The organism is Iodobacter sp. CM08 (assembly GCF_033446605.1).
In the GTDB taxonomy this organism is placed as follows: domain Bacteria; phylum Pseudomonadota; class Gammaproteobacteria; order Burkholderiales; family Chitinibacteraceae; genus Iodobacter.
Window position 1 is genome coordinate 1 of the sequence record NZ_JAWQUO010000023.1, and the last position, 16,071, is coordinate 16,071.

12 protein-coding genes are annotated in these 16,071 nt (G+C 47.4%); 7 read left to right on the forward strand and 5 right to left on the reverse strand.

Annotation, left to right across the window (positions count from 1 at the left end):
- Nucleotides 1-198: 198 nt before the first annotated feature.
- On the reverse strand, nucleotides 199-2,100 hold the full coding sequence (gene htpG / locus R6242_RS13960; protein WP_318427762.1) for a molecular chaperone HtpG: 1,902 nt from the start codon (nucleotides 2,098-2,100) through the stop codon (nucleotides 199-201).
- 157 nt (nucleotides 2,101-2,257) lie between these two features.
- Nucleotides 2,258-2,593 carry a hypothetical protein gene (locus R6242_RS13965; RefSeq protein ID WP_293932906.1) on the reverse strand — a complete coding sequence of 112 codons (336 nt, stop codon included), beginning with the start codon at nucleotides 2,591-2,593 and terminating at the stop codon, nucleotides 2,258-2,260.
- 219 nt (nucleotides 2,594-2,812) lie between these two features.
- On the opposite strand from R6242_RS13965, the gene R6242_RS13970 reads away from it, so the two are divergent.
- The 6 genes from R6242_RS13970 to R6242_RS13995 all read left to right on the forward strand — a co-directional run bounded on the left by R6242_RS13970 (nucleotide 2,813) and on the right by R6242_RS13995 (nucleotide 9,944).
- The gene (locus tag R6242_RS13970) at nucleotides 2,813-3,625 is read left to right on the forward strand and encodes an alpha/beta hydrolase (RefSeq protein ID WP_318427765.1); all 813 of its coding nucleotides are present in this window, start codon (nucleotides 2,813-2,815) and stop codon (nucleotides 3,623-3,625) included.
- On the forward strand, nucleotides 3,626-4,021 hold the full coding sequence (gene msrB / locus R6242_RS13975) for a peptide-methionine (R)-S-oxide reductase MsrB (RefSeq protein ID WP_318427768.1): 396 nt from the start codon (nucleotides 3,626-3,628) through the stop codon (nucleotides 4,019-4,021).
- Nucleotides 4,022-4,354: 333 nt separating this feature from the next.
- Nucleotides 4,355-5,416, forward strand: coding sequence for an FUSC family protein (locus R6242_RS13980; RefSeq protein ID WP_318427771.1), 1,062 nt, complete (start codon nucleotides 4,355-4,357; stop codon nucleotides 5,414-5,416).
- A gap of 501 nt (nucleotides 5,417-5,917) precedes the next feature.
- Nucleotides 5,918-6,463, forward strand: a complete 546-nt coding sequence (locus R6242_RS13985; RefSeq protein WP_318427774.1) for a heme NO-binding domain-containing protein — start codon at nucleotides 5,918-5,920, stop codon at nucleotides 6,461-6,463.
- A gap of 10 nt (nucleotides 6,464-6,473) precedes the next feature.
- Entirely contained in the window at nucleotides 6,474-8,633 is a 2,160-nt protein-coding gene (locus R6242_RS13990; protein WP_318427776.1) for an EAL domain-containing protein, read from the forward strand.
- Between the two features lie 189 nt (nucleotides 8,634-8,822).
- A complete protein-coding gene (locus R6242_RS13995) occupies nucleotides 8,823-9,944 on the forward strand; it encodes an MBL fold metallo-hydrolase (RefSeq protein WP_318427778.1) in 1,122 nt (373 codons plus the stop codon).
- A gap of 225 nt (nucleotides 9,945-10,169) precedes the next feature.
- Here R6242_RS13995 and tsgA read toward each other — a convergent pair whose 3' ends face one another.
- From tsgA to R6242_RS14010, 3 genes are all read right to left on the reverse strand, one after another.
- Nucleotides 10,170-11,369, reverse strand: coding sequence for an MFS transporter TsgA (tsgA, locus tag R6242_RS14000; protein ID WP_318427780.1), 1,200 nt, complete (start codon nucleotides 11,367-11,369; stop codon nucleotides 10,170-10,172).
- Nucleotides 11,370-11,371: 2 nt separating this feature from the next.
- Nucleotides 11,372-12,202 (reverse strand): purine-nucleoside phosphorylase, encoded by an 831-nt coding sequence (locus R6242_RS14005; RefSeq protein WP_046350813.1) that lies wholly within the window; start codon nucleotides 12,200-12,202, stop codon nucleotides 11,372-11,374.
- A 645-nt stretch (nucleotides 12,203-12,847) separates the two neighbouring features.
- The gene (locus tag R6242_RS14010; RefSeq protein WP_318427783.1) at nucleotides 12,848-14,161 is read right to left on the reverse strand and encodes a Na+/H+ antiporter family protein; all 1,314 of its coding nucleotides are present in this window, start codon (nucleotides 14,159-14,161) and stop codon (nucleotides 12,848-12,850) included.
- A 226-nt stretch (nucleotides 14,162-14,387) separates the two neighbouring features.
- On the opposite strand from R6242_RS14010, the gene R6242_RS14015 reads away from it, so the two are divergent.
- Nucleotides 14,388-15,851 carry an amino acid permease gene (locus tag R6242_RS14015; RefSeq protein ID WP_293932889.1) on the forward strand — a complete coding sequence of 488 codons (1,464 nt, stop codon included), beginning with the start codon at nucleotides 14,388-14,390 and terminating at the stop codon, nucleotides 15,849-15,851.
- The last annotated feature ends 220 nt before the right edge of the window (nucleotides 15,852-16,071 follow it).

Consider the following 16,071-nt stretch of genomic DNA (forward strand, 5'->3'; position numbering starts at 1 on the left):
AAGTCGGCGCTTGGTGCTTGCATGCGCAAATTGGTTCACCTGTGCTTCGGCGTCCTGAAAACACAAAAAAAATATCAAGCTGAGTATCAAAATGCTTGACCGGCAAGACGGTATCTACAAATTCCAAAACCAAATCAAGCACTCAAGAAATCCATCTACACAGAGGCTATTGAGCAAGAAACATAATCAGGTAACCGTTTATGCCACGACGGACATCATTAGGCTATTCAGGCGTTTTACAAAACTAGCAGGGTCATCTAGCTGTGCGCCTTCGGCCAGCTGAGCTTGGTCAAACAATAGCTCAGTCCAGTCACTAAAGCGCTCACCTTCTAACTCGGCCTTCAGTTTTTTAACCAGCATATGATCTGGGTTGATTTCCAGAATGGGCTTGCTGCCTTTTACATCTTGCCCTGCAGATTTTAATAGGCGCTCTAAGTTAGCGCTCATATCTTGGTTTTCTACCACGATGCAAGCTGGGCTGTCGGTCAGGCGATTGGTGACGCGCACGTCTTTGACTTTATCACCCAATACGGCTTTCACTTTGTCCAGCACGTCTTTTAGCTCGCTGGCGGCGGCTTCTTGCTGCTGCTTTTCTTCTTCGTTTTCAAACTGAGAAAGATCTAACTCACCCTTGGTCACGGATTGCAATTTCTTGCCGTCAAATTCGGTTAGGCCAGAGATCATCCATTCGTCAACACGTTCGCTCATCAGCAGCACTTCAATGCCTTTCTTACGGAAGACTTCGAGGTGCGGGCTGTTTTTAGCGGCAGCAAAGCTGTCAGCAGTAATAAAGTAGATCTTGTCTTGGCCTTCTTTCATCCGCGCTACGTATTGCGCCAGGCTGACATTTTGATCTGTGCTATCGCTGTGCGATGAGGCAAAGCGCAGCAAGCCTGCCACGCGGTCTTTATTGGCGAAGTCTTCGGCAACGCCTTCTTTCATCACGCGGCCAAACTGTTCCCAGAATGTTGCGTATTTAGCTTGCTCAGCAGCATCATCAGAATTAGCCATGCCTTCTAAAAGGCCTAGCACTTTCTTCACGCAGCCTTGCTTAATCTGCTCGATATCTTTGCTGTGTTGCAGAATTTCGCGGCTTACATTGAGCGGTAAGTTGCTGCTGTCGATCAGGCCGCGAACAAAGCGCAGGTATTGTGGCAGCAGCTTTTCTGCGTCTTCCATAATAAATACGCGGCGAACGTAAAGCTTGATACCGTGACGGCGTTCGCGGTCGTGCATATCAAACGGCGCACGTTGAGGAATATAAAGCAGCTCGGTGTATTCCTGCTTACCTTCAACGCGAGCATGGCTCCACGCTAATGGTGCTTCAAAATCGTGTGATACGTGTTTGTAGAATTCGGTGTATTGCTCGTCAGTGATGTCTGACTTAGCGCGTGCCCACAGTGCGGATGCTTGGTTGACTGCTTCAACGCCTTCCGCAGGGGTGATATTGCCCTCATCATCGTAGCCCGCTGTTTTAGGCATGAAAATAGGCAGGGTGATGTGGTCAGAGTATTTGCGGATCACTGAGCGTAGGCTCCAGTCTGATAGATATTCGTCTTCGCCTTCTTTCATGTGCAAGACGATCTCTGTACCACGGCCTTCTTTTGCGACTTCTTCTAGCGTAAATTCGCCATCGCCTGTGGATTCCCATTGGGTAGCGGTGCTTTCACCAGCACGGCGGGAGGTGAGGGTCACTTTGTCGGCAACAATAAAAGCCGAGTAAAAGCCCACACCAAACTGGCCGATCAAGTTGGCATCTTTCTGTGCATCGCCAGAGAGCTTGCCAAAGAATTCTTTGGTGCCAGAGCGGGCAATGGTACCGATATTCTTGACGACTTCATCACGGCTCATACCAATACCGTTGTCATGCAGAGTAAGGGTACGCGCTTCTTTGTCGAAGGAAAGGCTGATCTTCAGCTCGCTATCATCCCCATACAGGCTTGCATCGTTCAGTGCTTCAAAACGTAGCTTGTCGCAAGCGTCTGATGCATTGGAGATCAGCTCACGCAGGAAAATCTCTTTGTTAGAGTAGAGAGAGTGGATCATCAGCTGTAGGAGCTGTTTAACTTCGGTTTGGAAGCCTAATGTTTCTTTTGCCATGAAGATGCTCTTTTAATAAGTGAACGGTGATGCGGTTCTAAGTGGGGGCAGCTTCTGGCGCTTCAAGAGCTAACTCGATTTGATTGCGTTATATCTAGCCTAGCAGCAGCCGGATCGCTTGCCAGCAAGGGTTTGTTGCATTGCGGCAAAGGCAATCCTATTCGCCCCAAATTAAACCATCTCTAGGTGCTAGGATGCTGCTACTCTGTGGCAAGTTTTGCCTTAGATTACGTCTAGCCAGAATCTTGGTCTGAGCTTCTGCGGGAAGATCGGTCAGCAAAAGTAAGTTTTTACGAATTAATGCATCGATCACGTCCTCAATAACGCGAATCAAATCGCTATCAAGTGAGTGAAATAGCTCTGAATGGGCTGGCGCGCCGATAAAGCTCACTAGCTCGGGTGCATTTTGCGGGATAAATTCGCTAGCCTCAGAACTGGCGTCACGAAAAATGGCGATAATTTGGCCATTTGGGTCGCGGGAAATGTAGGGCATGGTAGATCCTTTAATGAATGTAAGTACTGCTTTAGTTTAACAGGCCATTGAAACACGGTTGTTTAGCTCATCCTCTTCATTTAAGCAGTTTGTAGCGCGGGTATATTATTTTGTCTGTTTGAACGGCTAAGCCTACCGCCTTGGCCCGCGCTACAGATTGGTATGCTTAACTTGCAATGGTTTTTTTAATGGTCTGTTCAGCGTTAGGAAAAAAACGACATGAGCGTTTATGCACTTGAGATTTTAAAGGCTAAAGCTGTAAAAAAACGCAAGAATGTACCGCCTTTAATCATGATTCACGGCGCTTACGCGGGATCTTGGTGTTGGGAAGTCTCTTTTCTACCGTATTTTACCGCTGCAGGCTTTGATGTGATTGCGCCTAGTTTACGTGGGCATGCCGGTAGTATGGGTAGAGAAAAACTGGATCATTTTGGTATTGATGATTATGTGAAAGATATTTTATCTATCATTGCAGATTTGCCCGAGCCCCCTATTTTAATTGGCCACTCCATGGGCGGCCTAGTGGCGCAAAGGGTGGCGAAAGAAACTAAGCTAGCGGGGTTGGTGTTATTGGCGAGCGTGGCACCTTACGGTGTTGCTGCCTCTTTTGCCCATTTACTGACGGCATCCCCTAGCTTGCTGTGGAATTTAAGCCAGTTTCAATGGCAGGGCGCGGCTGCTGCGGGGAATCCAAGCTTTGTACGTGAGCTACTGTTTTCGTCTAAAACAGATCGAGCCATGGTGGATCATTTTGCCGCAAGAGCGCAGCCAGAATCGATGCGTGCCCTCACCGAAATGGCGATTCCACATCCTTTTGCTGGTTTAAACTGCCCTAAATTGCCATGTTTGGTGCTGGGGGCAGGGGACGATCAGCTGATTCCACCAAGTGATATTTATGCTTGCGCAACGGCTTGGAATACCCAAGCGGAAATCATTGCCGATTGTGGCCATGCCATGATGGCCGATTATCAACAGAATATTGTTGCCGAGAGAATCTTGGCGTGGTTAACGCAAAATTATCCGGAGGATTAAATGGAAGGCAAAATTAAGAAGAGTGATGGCGAGTGGCGTGAGCAACTTTCCGCCGAGCAATATCGCGTGGCTCGGGAGGGCGGCACGGAGCGGCCTTTTTCTGGCGAGCACTATCGCCAATCCAATCGCGGCAAGTATCACTGCATTTGCTGCGGTGCTTTGTTGTTTGAATCAGAGCGCAAGTTTGATGCAGGCTGTGGTTGGCCTAGCTTTTGGGCCGAGGCCGCAGGCGCAAATATCCAGCGGATTCGGGACGGTAGCCACGGCATGATTCGGGTGGAAGTACGCTGCAGTAGTTGCGAGGCGCATCTAGGCCATGTTTTTCCTGATGGCCCACTACCAAGTGGCGAGCGCTATTGTATTAACTCGGTATCGATTGAGTTTCGCGAAGATTAAACCACAAGCTAAAGAATAAGCTTGCGTTATAGCTGGGTTGGCTTAAATCCCACCTTTATAGGCGCTGAATTAATTCAAAGTTTTACAAATAAAATGGTGTAGGGCGGGTGAAACCCGCCAAATTTAAAGTGTAAAAGCAAAAAACGGCTGGTTGCACCCGCTCTACGATATAGTCATATTTTTGAGAAACAGCATTTTTCTACGACCAATACCTAGCTTGATGCATGTAGGGCAGGCTTAAAGCCTGCTGAAGGCGGATAAGGTGTGATTTTTACAGCCAAGGCGCACGAGCAAACAGCAGTAGAATCCAGCTCCTTATCTAAAGGGTGATGTATGCATACTCAGCTGGTTCAGATGCTGGCAATCAAAAAACCACCGCAAGGCACTCCTTGGCGGCGGATGTTGCGTGTGATGATTGCGGTTGGCTTGCCCTTGGCAATTGCCTTATTCCGAGGCGAGTTTTTGCCTGCGGTGTATGGTGCGGTAGCCGGTTTTTATACCATGTTTGTGGATAATGGCGGCAATACATCGGAGCGGATCACCGTGATGATGTATATGACCGTAGGCATGCTGCTGGCAGGAATTGCTGGGGTGGCGGGGCATTATGTGCAAGGCGCGCCATTAGCGTTTTTATTGGCATTTGCCATTTTTACCGGTTGGTTGCAAGGTGCGGGCAATTCAGTTGAAATGATGAGCAAATATTGGCTGATTGCTTTTTTATTTGGCGATAGTGCGCCGCATTTATCACCGCTAGCGGGTACGTATTTATTAATTGGTGGCATGTCGGGTATTTTTGCCGTGTTATTAGACCGTTGCTTGTTTCGAGCGCCTGAGCAAAAAAATGGCCCAATGTTATATGAGGCCATGAGCCGCATTTTACGTCGCCCACATAATAATTCTATTTTTGCCTTTTATTTTGCCGCCAAAGTATTGCTTGCTTATTTAATTGGTTATGGCTTGGGTTTAGAGCGCGCTTATTGGGTGCCTTTAACCGTGGTGCTGGTCACAGTTTATGATAATAAACTTACTATTGATCGAATGGTACAGCGCTTATTTGGTTCAGTGATTGGTGCTTTATTAGGCTGGGCTATGCTGTATTTTTTTAAAGCAGAATGGCAATTGGCCGCAATGGTGGTGTTGTTGGCGGCAATTACACCCGTGTTTTTAGAGCGTAATTATTGGTTGGCGGTGATTCCAATTACGGCACTGGTGATGGTATTGCTTGATTTTGGTGGTGAACATCATTCTTTGGTACGGGCACGGGTAGAAAACACTATTATTGCCTGCGTATTGTCTGGAATGGGTACTTTGTTATTTATTCGTTTACAGCCCCATTATTTTGATCCTCGTCCTAAAAAAAAATTAAAACGTATTCAGAGTGATGAGCCTTTGTGAGCCTTATTTTCTGATTTATATCTAGTGCATACAAATGCCTGATTATGTCTCTTTCCTGTTTTTTGCCGTTTGTTTGATATTATCCTCGTAGGGGCGCTGCTTGTTGCGCTCCTACGGTATAGGCTAGCTCGCTTCTAATATGCCTAGCAATACATGGCGTTGTTTTATTTATTGCGAATCTACTTGTTAGATTAATATTTAGTGTGAATTATTCAGTACAGCACACTTTAAATATATTGGTTTTTTTATTGATCTTGCTGATTAATCCATATGGCTTGCTATGCGGCATCAGTCATTACTGACTATTTCTAATAAAGTCTACTTTGTGCCAAACCTGCCTGTATTGAACGTATTTTAATAAATAGCCAGTAATTATTTCTAGTGTGCTTAGCTCTACTCTGCTCGTGTGTCGTTGATATTTACAGGTAAGGTTTGAACTTGTTTTGTTTCTCATCCATGCTAAGTAATTAGGAATTCTAGATTCAGCGATGGAGGGGTGTCATGAAAGGTATTGTGTTCAATGAGTTTATGGATTTTGTTGAATCTGTGCAGGGGATTGTGGCTGTCGATGAAATGATTTCGGTGGCTAAGCCGCCTTCTGGTGGCGCTTATACGGCGGCTGGGTATTATGATTTTCATGAAATGTTTGCCTTGGTGCAGGCATTATCAGCGCGTTGTGGTGTAGCTGTTCCTGATTTAGTACGGGCATTTGGCCAGCATTTATTTGGCCGGCTGATTGCGCAGCGCTCAGAATTACTCCGTTCAATGCCCGATGTGTACACCTTTTTGGAGAGTATCGAAGGGCAGATTCATGTGGAGGTGCGCAGAATATACCCCGATGCAGATTTACCCATGCTAGAAACCGAGAGAAGCAGTGATGGCTCTTTGCTATTGCGCTATCGTTCTCGTCGCCATTTAGCCGATCTAGCACTGGGCATGATTGAAGGCTGTATTGCGCACTACGGTGGTAAAGCCACGGTGACACGCCGTGATTTGGCGGATGAGGGCGAGCTGCAGGTGACGGAGTTTAAAGTGTGCGCACTTTAAGGCTTAAATCATGAGCGATGAGATTGAAGCGGTGCTGCGCCGTGCAATCGAGCGTGAAAAAAAAGCACGTCAGTATGCCGAAGGGTTGGTTGAAGAGCGCACTGAGTCGCTGCGCTTAGCTTATGAAAAGCTGCGCAATGCAGAAGAGCAGGAATTTTTTGATGTCTTATCTAAAATGCCTTGCGCGGTACTGCTGGCACAAGTGAGTGGTGAAATTTCACTGGCTAATCCTGCTGCGGTAGAAATCTTAGGTTTTGCCCAAGAAGCGGATTTAATTGGCCTAAATTGGCTGCGCATGGTGGTGGATGATGAGATTGATCCACTCAGTGAAGGGGTGCAAGAAGACGCCGCTATCTTGTTGCGCAAGGGTGATGGTAGCTTTTCGGCGGTGCATATTATTATCGGTAGCAGTGCATTTTTGGGCCGACCGGTACGTATTATTATTTTGCACGATGTGTCGGAGCAGCGCCGCCTACATCATCAACTACGTTATCAAGCGACCCACGATGGGCTTACTGGCCTACCTAATCGCACCCGTTTACTAGAGCGGTTAAGCCAGCATATTGCCTCTGCACGACTGCATGGCATGGGCTTAAGTGTATTTTTTATTGATCTAGATAAATTTAAATTTATTAACGATAGCCAAGGCCATGCTGCAGGCGATTTAGTGCTGTGTGAAATTGCCAAGCGCCTACTTACTTTACCCTTAGCAGGAGGAACGGCGGCAAGGTTAGGTGGGGATGAGTTTGTGGTTGCGGTGCCTACTCACTGTGCCATGGACCGGTTACAGATGGCCGAGGCTATTTTAGCCGCTATTTTGCAGCCGATTCAGCTGGATCGAATCGATCAAATCATGGGGGGCAGTATTGGTGCTGCACAATACCCAGAACATGGCTCAGATGCGGAAATCCTGCTAAAACGCGCAGATATTGCCATGTATCACGCTAAAGAAGGCGGCGGTAGCACGGTGTGCTATTTCTCTGAGCATATGCAGCAGGAGTTAGATTCGCGGCGCTTACTTGAAAGCCGCTTGCGTTATGCCATTAGCCATAATGAATTGGTTTTGCACTATCAACCTCAAGTCGATTTAAGTACCGGTATGTTAGTCAGCGTTGAGGCACTAGTACGCTGGCAATCACCAGATTATGGTTTGCTCTATCCTGGGGCTTTTATCTCGATGGCAGAAGAGGTCGGCTTGATTTGTGAGATAGGCCAGTGGGTGATGTTGGCGGCTTGCCAGCAAATATTGTGCTGGCAGCAAGCGGGCATGGGCTGGGTGAGGGTGGCGGTTAATGTATCGCCATTAGAGCTGGGAGGTGATGCAATTGTGTATCGAGTGGCCAATGCGCTGGCCTGCCATGGTATTCCGCCTGAATGTTTAGAGTTAGAAATTACCGAAAGTTTATCCATTAGCGATCCAGAAATGGCTTTAGATATCATTGCCCAGATTAAGGCTTTGGGTGTGGCGCTGGCGATTGATGATTTTGGCGTGGGCTATTCAAACTTAGGTTATTTAAAGCGCTTTCCTGCCGAGCGGCTCAAAATTGATCAATCTTTTGTGCGTGGCCTCAGCCATAGTGCCCATGATAAAGCCATTGTGGCGACCATTATTCAGCTGGCGCGTAGCTTATCCATGCAGGCTTTGGCAGAAGGGGTGGAGACGGAGCAAGAAGCGAAAATTTTACTGGAGCTAGGCGCGCATTTGATTCAAGGCTATTGGATTTCACGCCCTGTTTCTAGTGCAGATTTAGAGGTCATGTTAAGGCAGGCCTGTGTGCTAGACCCAAAGCAATTACAGGGGGCCGCAAACTCACCTTGTGTGCTGGTGATTGATGATCAGCCGGTGATGCTGGAGGTGATTCAGCATATTTTATCCAGCCTTTCACTTAAGCTTTATCTGGCAGACAGCGCCGAATCTGCCTTGCCGTTGTTAGATTGCCATCAGTTTGCGGCGATTGTGTGCGATTACCAATTGCCTGGCGAGGATGGGATTGCGTTTTTGGCCAAGGCCAAGTGGATTCAGCCTAAGGCATTACGTATCTTAATTACCGCGAGCACGGATTTAGCGGTATTACGCCAAGCTATTAATATTGCCCGTGTGGAGCATTTCTTGCAAAAGCCGGTTGATCCTATTCAATTGCTTAGTTTGATGTCTACTTTATCCGCGTAACACGCCTTTGCCTCAAGCATCCAATGATGCCGAAATGATTCATGCATCAAAATCCTTTTAAGAATAAATACCAGATAGCGTTTTAAGCCCTTGAAAAAGACCGAGAGCTGATGCACCTAAGGTCAATGGCGGGGTGTGTACTTACGCTTGTTGCTTGTAAACGCTGCGATTGAATCAATTGGGAAAATAATGAAATCATTAGGAAAAAAAGCCGATGGGCTGCGGCTGGAGCGGATGCAGGCTTCGCCGCTCTGGTCGGGCAATGGCTTCAGAAATATCCATCCCATTACCCCTGGTCTGCGTGATTTGGCTGTGCCACATCCTTCAATGAAAGATTTTATTTGCGGCGGTGAGCGGCGCAAGCCTCTGGGCTTATTGCCCGCGTTTGACCCGCGTGAGAGCTGGCACAAACCTAGCGATACCGGCCTGCGTGCCACATGGCTGGGGCATTCCACCGTGCTGCTAGAGATAGATGGCCTGCGGGTACTCACTGATCCGGTATGGGGATCGCGGGTTTCGCCTTCTAAGCTGGTTGGGCCTAAGCGTTTTCAGCCGGTACCCGTACCGCTGGCGGCCATGCCACATATCGATCTGGTACTGGTATCGCACGATCATTACGATCATCTGGATTACCCAACCATCCGCGAGCTAGCCAAACGCCAAGTGCCTTTTGTGACCTCGCTGGGTGTAGGCGCGCATTTGCAAGCTTGGGGCGTGGCGGCAGAATGTATTCATGAGCTGGATTGGTGGGAGACTTACACCCTGCCTCATGCAGATTTAAGCGTTAGCGCTACGCCATCCCAGCATTTTTCTGGCCGTGGGCTAAAAGATCGAAATGCGACGCTTTGGTCGTCGATGGTGATTCGCTCGGCACGGCATTCGGTGTTTTTTAGTGGTGATACCGGCCTAACCAGCGAATTTGCCACCATCGCGCAAAAAATGGGCCCATTTGATTTGGTGATGCTAGAAGTAGGCGCGTTTCATCCATCATGGGGGGATATCCATCTTGGGCCAGAAAACGCCCTAAAAGCCTTGAAATTGCTCGGTGGTGGGGCGTTTTTACCGGTGCACTGGGGCACGTTCAGCCTCGCCATGCACGCTTGGGATGAGCCAGTAGAAACGCTGCTTAAGCTGGCCCCAGAGCAGGGTGTGCAACTGGTGATGCCTCGTCTTGGCGAAGCGGTGGAGCCATCGCGGGCCGAGATCGTGACGCCGTGGTGGCGCGATGTGGATGCAAGGCCGCAAAAAGTATCTGCAGAGCCACCAGAAGAAGAAACCTTGCCGAAGGCGATGCCTTGGCCATTTGATTAAATTTTTTCTTGCTTATGTCTCTTGCTCATGTTTTGTCGTTGGGCTGAGCATATCAACGTGAATAGAGTTAACTCGTAGGGGCGCTGCTTGCTGCGCCCTCGCTGAAAACGCAGCAAGCAGCGCCCCTACAGAATATTGGCCTACATGTTATTTATGGCTTTTTTAAAGCAGATACGATGTAAAAAAAACGCCCCAATTGGGGCGTTTTTTTTGGGTGAGTGGGGATTACAGGCCCAGCTTACCGTGTAGTTCTTCTGCCTTGCTGCATGAACCTGCCAAAATAATCCCGATCAGTGCAAATACATACACAATCACGGAAGAATTTAGTGCCCAGTGCAGGCCGTAGTTCGAGAAGATATACGCTGAAACAGATGCAAAAATCAGTGTACCAACCGAACCGCAGGTCAGAATGGTTGAGATCAGGCTTGGTGGCGATACTTTTACTTGCAAGCTGCCATAGCTGATCAGGCCAGAGTAAATACCAGAGTTAAAGAAGCCAAAGCAAACCAGTGCAATGCCGATGACGGTAGCTTGTGGCACGTTAGCGATGGTGGCGATGCTAGCCGCACCAATAATGGCAGAGACAATCAGGAAGCTACGTAGCGGTACATAACGCACGGTATAGTGGTTTAGCCACAGGCCAATGGCCTTAGAGCCCCAGTACAGAGTTACATAGAGTGCTGCGGTATCAATAGGTAGCTTCACTGCATCTTGCAGGTAAGTAGGCAGCCACATGGTGAATACCAGCTCGGCGTAAATAAACGCAAAGGCAGCGAAACACACGTAGTAAATGGCCTTTCCCCAAGGCTCTTTAGCTACAATTGTGCCATCTTCATGTTTTACTTCACGTTCTACGGTTGGGAATTTCGCCTTGGCGATCAACACAATCAAGAGCAGAGAAATAGCGGACATCAGGAAGTACATCACCAACCAGCTGGCGTTGTGCTTAAACAGATAGCCCAGAATCACCGGCAATACCACACCCGCAAAGCTGAAGAAGAAGTCGGTAAAAATTAGGCTAGATGAGCGATCTTTAGGATCTGGATTAATCCGCACCACCAAATAACTACCCACGGCCATGGTGATACCGGCTGCAGCACCAATCATCAGCACGGTAAAACCAAATAGCGTGATCGAAGGTACTACGGTTAAGACCACGGTCAGTGCAATGGTCACTGCCGAAGCAATCGCTAGCAGTGATTTGATGCTGTATTTTTGCATCAGCACACCACCTACCAGAATCGGCACAAACAAGCCAAAGTTCAGCAGGGTAAACATCTGGCCGATAAAACCAGGGTCTTTATGAAAGGCTGCCGATACCGGCCCAAGCACAAGGCCTAGCGTGGTAATTAAAGCGCCGGTAAAGAAATAACATACATAAGCGATCAGATTTAATCTGCGCTTGGAATCTTTTTGAACGTCCATGATTACAGAGCCACCACAATGTTTTTAACCCACTTAGAAAACTTCTCGGATACGCTATTGGCCACATCCACCACCGCTGCGTGGTTATGATGGGTTTTAGCTAGGCCGGTCGCCATATTGGTAATGCAAGAAATGCCTAGCACTTCCATACCAAAGTAATTCGCCATAATTACTTCGTATACGGTAGACATCCCTACAGAATCTGCGCCGTAGGATTGAACCATTTTGATTTCAGCACGGGTTTCGTAAGTAGGGCCGGTCATCTTCACATAAGTGCCTTTCTTAGGCGCAACGCCAGATTCAGCCGCCAGTGATTCAGCCAGTGCGATAAGACGTGGCGAGTAAGGCGCTGTTTGATCTAAGAAGCGTGGGCCACATGCATCGTCGTTTTTGCCGATCAGTGGGTGATTGCCTGTCAGGTTGATATGATCATCAATAATCATGATGTCACCTGCAGTAAAGCTAGGGTTGCAGCCACCTGCCGCATTGCTGACGATCAGTTGCTTGATGCCCAGTTCTTTAAATACCGCGATCGGGAAAGTGACTTCTTGTGGGGTGTAGCCTTCGTAGTAATGAAAGCGACCTTCCATAATCAGTACGTTTTTACCGTCTGCCACTTCAGCAATGGTCAGCTTACCCTTATGGCCCGCTACGGATGATTGTGGGAAGTGTGGAATATCGCCGTAAGAAATGCTTTCTAATACTTTGACGATTTTAGTGAAGTCGCCCAAACCAGAGCCTAGAATCACTGCTGTTTCTGGGATGGTATGAGTAAAGGCTTTTTGCAGATGGGCTGCAGAGAGCTTGGCTTCTTCATGACGAACGTTATTCATGGTGTAGTCCTATTGCTTGTGTTTTAAAATGTGTTTTTTGAATTCTTCAATATTGTATTTGTAATGGATCGCCTTAAAGCTTGGCTTGTTTTAGATCAAACCTGATTGTATCAGCTTATAAGCGTTATTTTTTTATCTGAATTTTAACGGCTTAAGTGCAATTAAAAAAGGGAGCGATTCTCCTCCATCCAAGAATGCCATACGCATAAGGTAAAGTAATTACATTCAACGCCTTTTTTTAAATAAAAAACTTAAAATTCAATGTGTTATCTGTGTTTTTTATCTGTGGGGTAGCGAGATGATTGTTGTTTTTTAATAAATAAGTTTGAGCGTTACCTAGCGGGAAGAATTGGGCGCTAAGGCATTAATTATCAATATTTAAATTTATATCTTATTAAATCAATAGCCTATGATGATTTGTGCATTTAATGTCTTACTATTTTTAAATCAAATTTAAACAAATAAGATGGCTGAGTATTTTTTGATTTTTGGCCTTTATTTATCATTTAACCCTTAAAAAACCAAGGGTTAAATGATATAGCATTAAATTAAATACTGATTTCTGCAATTACTCAGTAAGCCTAATGCAGGGCGCAGCAAGTAGCACCCTTACAATGCGCATTGCACGACGTATCATTTTAAAACTTACAAAGCCATCACCGCAATCCAGCCAAAGGCTAAAACAGGCAGATTAAAGTGCAAGAACGTGGGTACCACCGTATCCCACATATGATCATGCTGGCCGTCGATATTTAAGCCCGCCGTTGGCCCTAATGTGGAGTCTGCAGCGGGGGAGCCCGCATCGCCTAGTGCTCCCGCCGTGCCAATGAGGCAGACGATGGCTTCAGCGCTTAGCCCCAGTTTGATCGCCAGTGGCACATAAATGGTGGCCAAAATAGGGACGGTAGAAAACGAAGAACCAATGCCCAGCGTAACAATCAGCCCTACGAGTAGCATTAAAAACACCGCCAGCGGTTTATTGCCGCCAATAAAGCCCATAGAGTGTTCAACTAGGCTAGTGACATCGCCCGTGGCTTTTAGCACTTCGGCAAAGCCAGAGGCGGCAATCATAATCAGGCCAATCCCCGCCATCATTTTCATGCCTTCAGCAAAAATGCCATCGGCCTTTTTGAGCGGCACGGCGCCGCCCAATACGCAAATCATAAAGCCTGCTAAGGCACCAAATAGCATGGAATCAGCATACAGCTGGGTGATAAAAGTGCCCACCATGGCAAGGCCCGCCACCGATAGGCTGCGGCGGCTGTATTGAATATCTTCACGCTCAATGGCGGCAATGGCATCAATATTGTACTGACGCGGTTTGCGATAGCTGATAAACACGGCAATCAGTAAACCGATCACCATGCCCAGTGCAGGCAGAGCCATGGCGCGCATCACATCCACATGGCTGGCGTCTAAGCCCGATTTGGCAATGCTGCCGAGTAAAATCTGCTGCAGAAAAATCTCGCCAAAGCCCACAGGAAACACCATATACGGCGTAACCAGACCAAAGGTCAGAATACAGGCCAAGAGGCGTCGGTCTACTTGCAGCTTGGCTAGGGTGTAGAGTAGTGGCGGCACCACCAGCGGGATAAAGGCGATATGAATCGGCAGAATATTTTGCGATGCAATCGCAAGGGCGAGTAGCGCTAGGATAATTCCCCACTTGATTTTGCTGCCGGTGCTGCTTTGCCTTGCTAGCTTGGCTAAGCCATCGGCCATGGCGTGCGGCAGGCCAGATTCGGCTAAAGCTAGCGCAAAGGCGCCTAAGAGGGCATAAGACAAGGCAATGCCCGCCCCACCACCCAGCCCAGAATTAAAAGCCGCTAAGGTCTGCGAAATATTTAGCCCGCCAAATAATCCGCCAGCCATGGCGCTGACCAGAATGCTGATCACCACATTTACGCGGCTTAGTGAGAGCGCCAGCATCAGTGTGACGGCAATTAAGACGGCATTCATAAGCGAATTCAGTAGGGAAAAAACCGGACTTTAACCCGTGATAGAAAATTTTGCTGCAGGAATTAGGGAACTTTTGCCAAAACGGTTTTATTCCCTATTCAGCAATTTCTGCTGTAAGGATTGTTGCTGCGGGTGCTAACATCACGCGCCGCTGATTGCAGCGCCTATTTAACGGGCTGTTTGGCATGGCTTAAAAGTATTCTGCAGGCTAGAAAAGGAAGAAGTAATGATTGGAGAAGATACAGGTCAGGCCCATGGTTTAAAGCGTAATTTACGCGCTCGCCATCTCTCCATGATCGCCATTGGCGGATCAATTGGTACTGGGCTGTTTGTGGCTTCTGGTGCGACGGTTGCGCAAGCTGGGCCTGGTGGTGCTTTGCTTGCTTATGCGGTAATCGGCCTGATGGTTTATTTTTTGATGACCAGTTTGGCCGAGATGGCGGCGTATATGCCGGTTTCTGGTTCATTTTCAACCTATGGTGCTAAATTTGTAGAGCCAGGTTTTGGCTTCGCGCTGGGCTGGAATTACTGGTACAACTGGGCGGTAACCATTGCAGTAGAGCTGGCAGCGGCCAGTATGGTGATGAAATTCTGGTTCCCTGATAGCCCCAGCATGCTGTGGAGTGCCATATTTTTAGGGATTATGTTTTCGCTCAACTATATCTCGGTGAAAGGTTTTGGCGAGGCGGAATACTGGTTCTCCTTAATTAAAGTAGTCACGGTGATTGTATTTATCGGAACCGGCCTGTTTATGGTGTTTGGCATCATGAAAGGCACGCATCCGGTGGGATTGGAAAACTTTACCTTAGGTGATGCGCCCTTTGTAGGAGGGTTCCCCGCCATGCTCGGGGTGGCGATGATTGCTGGATTTTCTTTTCAGGGCACGGAGCTGATCGGCATTGCTGCTGGCGAATCGGCCAATCCAGAAAAAGATATTCCCCAAGCGATTAAGCAAGTGTTCTGGCGCATCTTATTGTTTTATGTATTTGCCATTTTAATTATTGGTTTGTTGATTCCTTATACCGACCCCAATCTATTAAAAGGCGATGTGAGCGATATTGGGGTTAGCCCATTTACGCTGGTATTTAAAAACGCAGGGATTGCTTTTGCTGCTAGCCTGATGAATACAGTGATTTTAACCGCTATTTTGTCGGCGGGTAATTCAGGTATGTATGCCTCTACCCGTATGCTTTATTCCCTCGCCACCGAAGGTAAAGCACCGAAAATATTTGCTCAATTATCGAATAATGGCGTGCCAAGAAATGCGCTGTATGCCACCACGGTAGTGGGGATGCTGTGTTTCTTTGCCTCTATCTTTGGCGATAAAACGGTTTATCTGTGGCTATTAAATACCTCGGGGATGACGGGCTTTATTGCTTGGCTAGGTATTGCTACTTGCCATTATCGCTTTCGTAAAGGCTATATCGCCCAAGGCCGTGATTTAAGCGCACTGCCTTATCGCTCGCGCTTTTACCCAATTGGGCCGTTGTTTGCGTTTGCGCTGTGCATGATGATTATGCTGGGGCAAAATTACCAAGCCTTTATGGCGGGCGAAATTGATTGGGCCAGCGTAGCGGCAACCTATATTGGTATTCCGTTGTTCTTAATTATTTGGTTTGGCTATAAGTATAAAAACAAGAGCAAGTTTGTTTCTTTAGCCACAATGGATCTAGATAGTCAGCGTGATTAGTTGCTGTGTAAAACAAAAAACTCCTGCCTAGGTCGGAGTTTTTTTATTACCTCCTTGCATTTAGTGAAAAATTTCTAGCTAAATGCGGGGTGGACATTTGTGGTGCAACCCGCATAATGAGTAAAAGCGCAGTGGTACTTTGCAAAGCGGCGTAGTGCTTATTTTATTTTGCGGTATCGCTTATTTAATTTGTGGGCGCTTAACACGTGAAATCTTGGTT

Bases quoted from the DNA above. Each gene is read 5' to 3' on its own strand.
- htpG (WP_318427762.1), bottom strand. From the start codon at position 2,100: ATGGCAAAAGAAACATTAGGCTTCCAAACCGAAGTTAAACAGCTCCTA.
- R6242_RS13965 (WP_293932906.1), bottom strand. From the start codon at position 2,593: ATGCCCTACATTTCCCGCGACCCAAATGGCCAAATTATCGCCATTTTT.
- R6242_RS13970 (WP_318427765.1), top strand. From the start codon at position 2,813: ATGAGCGTTTATGCACTTGAGATTTTAAAGGCTAAAGCTGTAAAAAAA.
- msrB (WP_318427768.1), top strand. From the start codon at position 3,626: ATGGAAGGCAAAATTAAGAAGAGTGATGGCGAGTGGCGTGAGCAACTT.
- R6242_RS13980 (WP_318427771.1), top strand. From the start codon at position 4,355: ATGCATACTCAGCTGGTTCAGATGCTGGCAATCAAAAAACCACCGCAA.
- R6242_RS13985 (WP_318427774.1), top strand. From the start codon at position 5,918: ATGAAAGGTATTGTGTTCAATGAGTTTATGGATTTTGTTGAATCTGTG.
- R6242_RS13990 (WP_318427776.1), top strand. From the start codon at position 6,474: ATGAGCGATGAGATTGAAGCGGTGCTGCGCCGTGCAATCGAGCGTGAA.
- R6242_RS13995 (WP_318427778.1), top strand. From the start codon at position 8,823: ATGAAATCATTAGGAAAAAAAGCCGATGGGCTGCGGCTGGAGCGGATG.
- tsgA (WP_318427780.1), bottom strand. From the start codon at position 11,369: ATGGACGTTCAAAAAGATTCCAAGCGCAGATTAAATCTGATCGCTTAT.
- R6242_RS14005 (WP_046350813.1), bottom strand. From the start codon at position 12,202: ATGAATAACGTTCGTCATGAAGAAGCCAAGCTCTCTGCAGCCCATCTG.
- R6242_RS14010 (WP_318427783.1), bottom strand. From the start codon at position 14,161: ATGAATGCCGTCTTAATTGCCGTCACACTGATGCTGGCGCTCTCACTA.
- R6242_RS14015 (WP_293932889.1), top strand. From the start codon at position 14,388: ATGATTGGAGAAGATACAGGTCAGGCCCATGGTTTAAAGCGTAATTTA.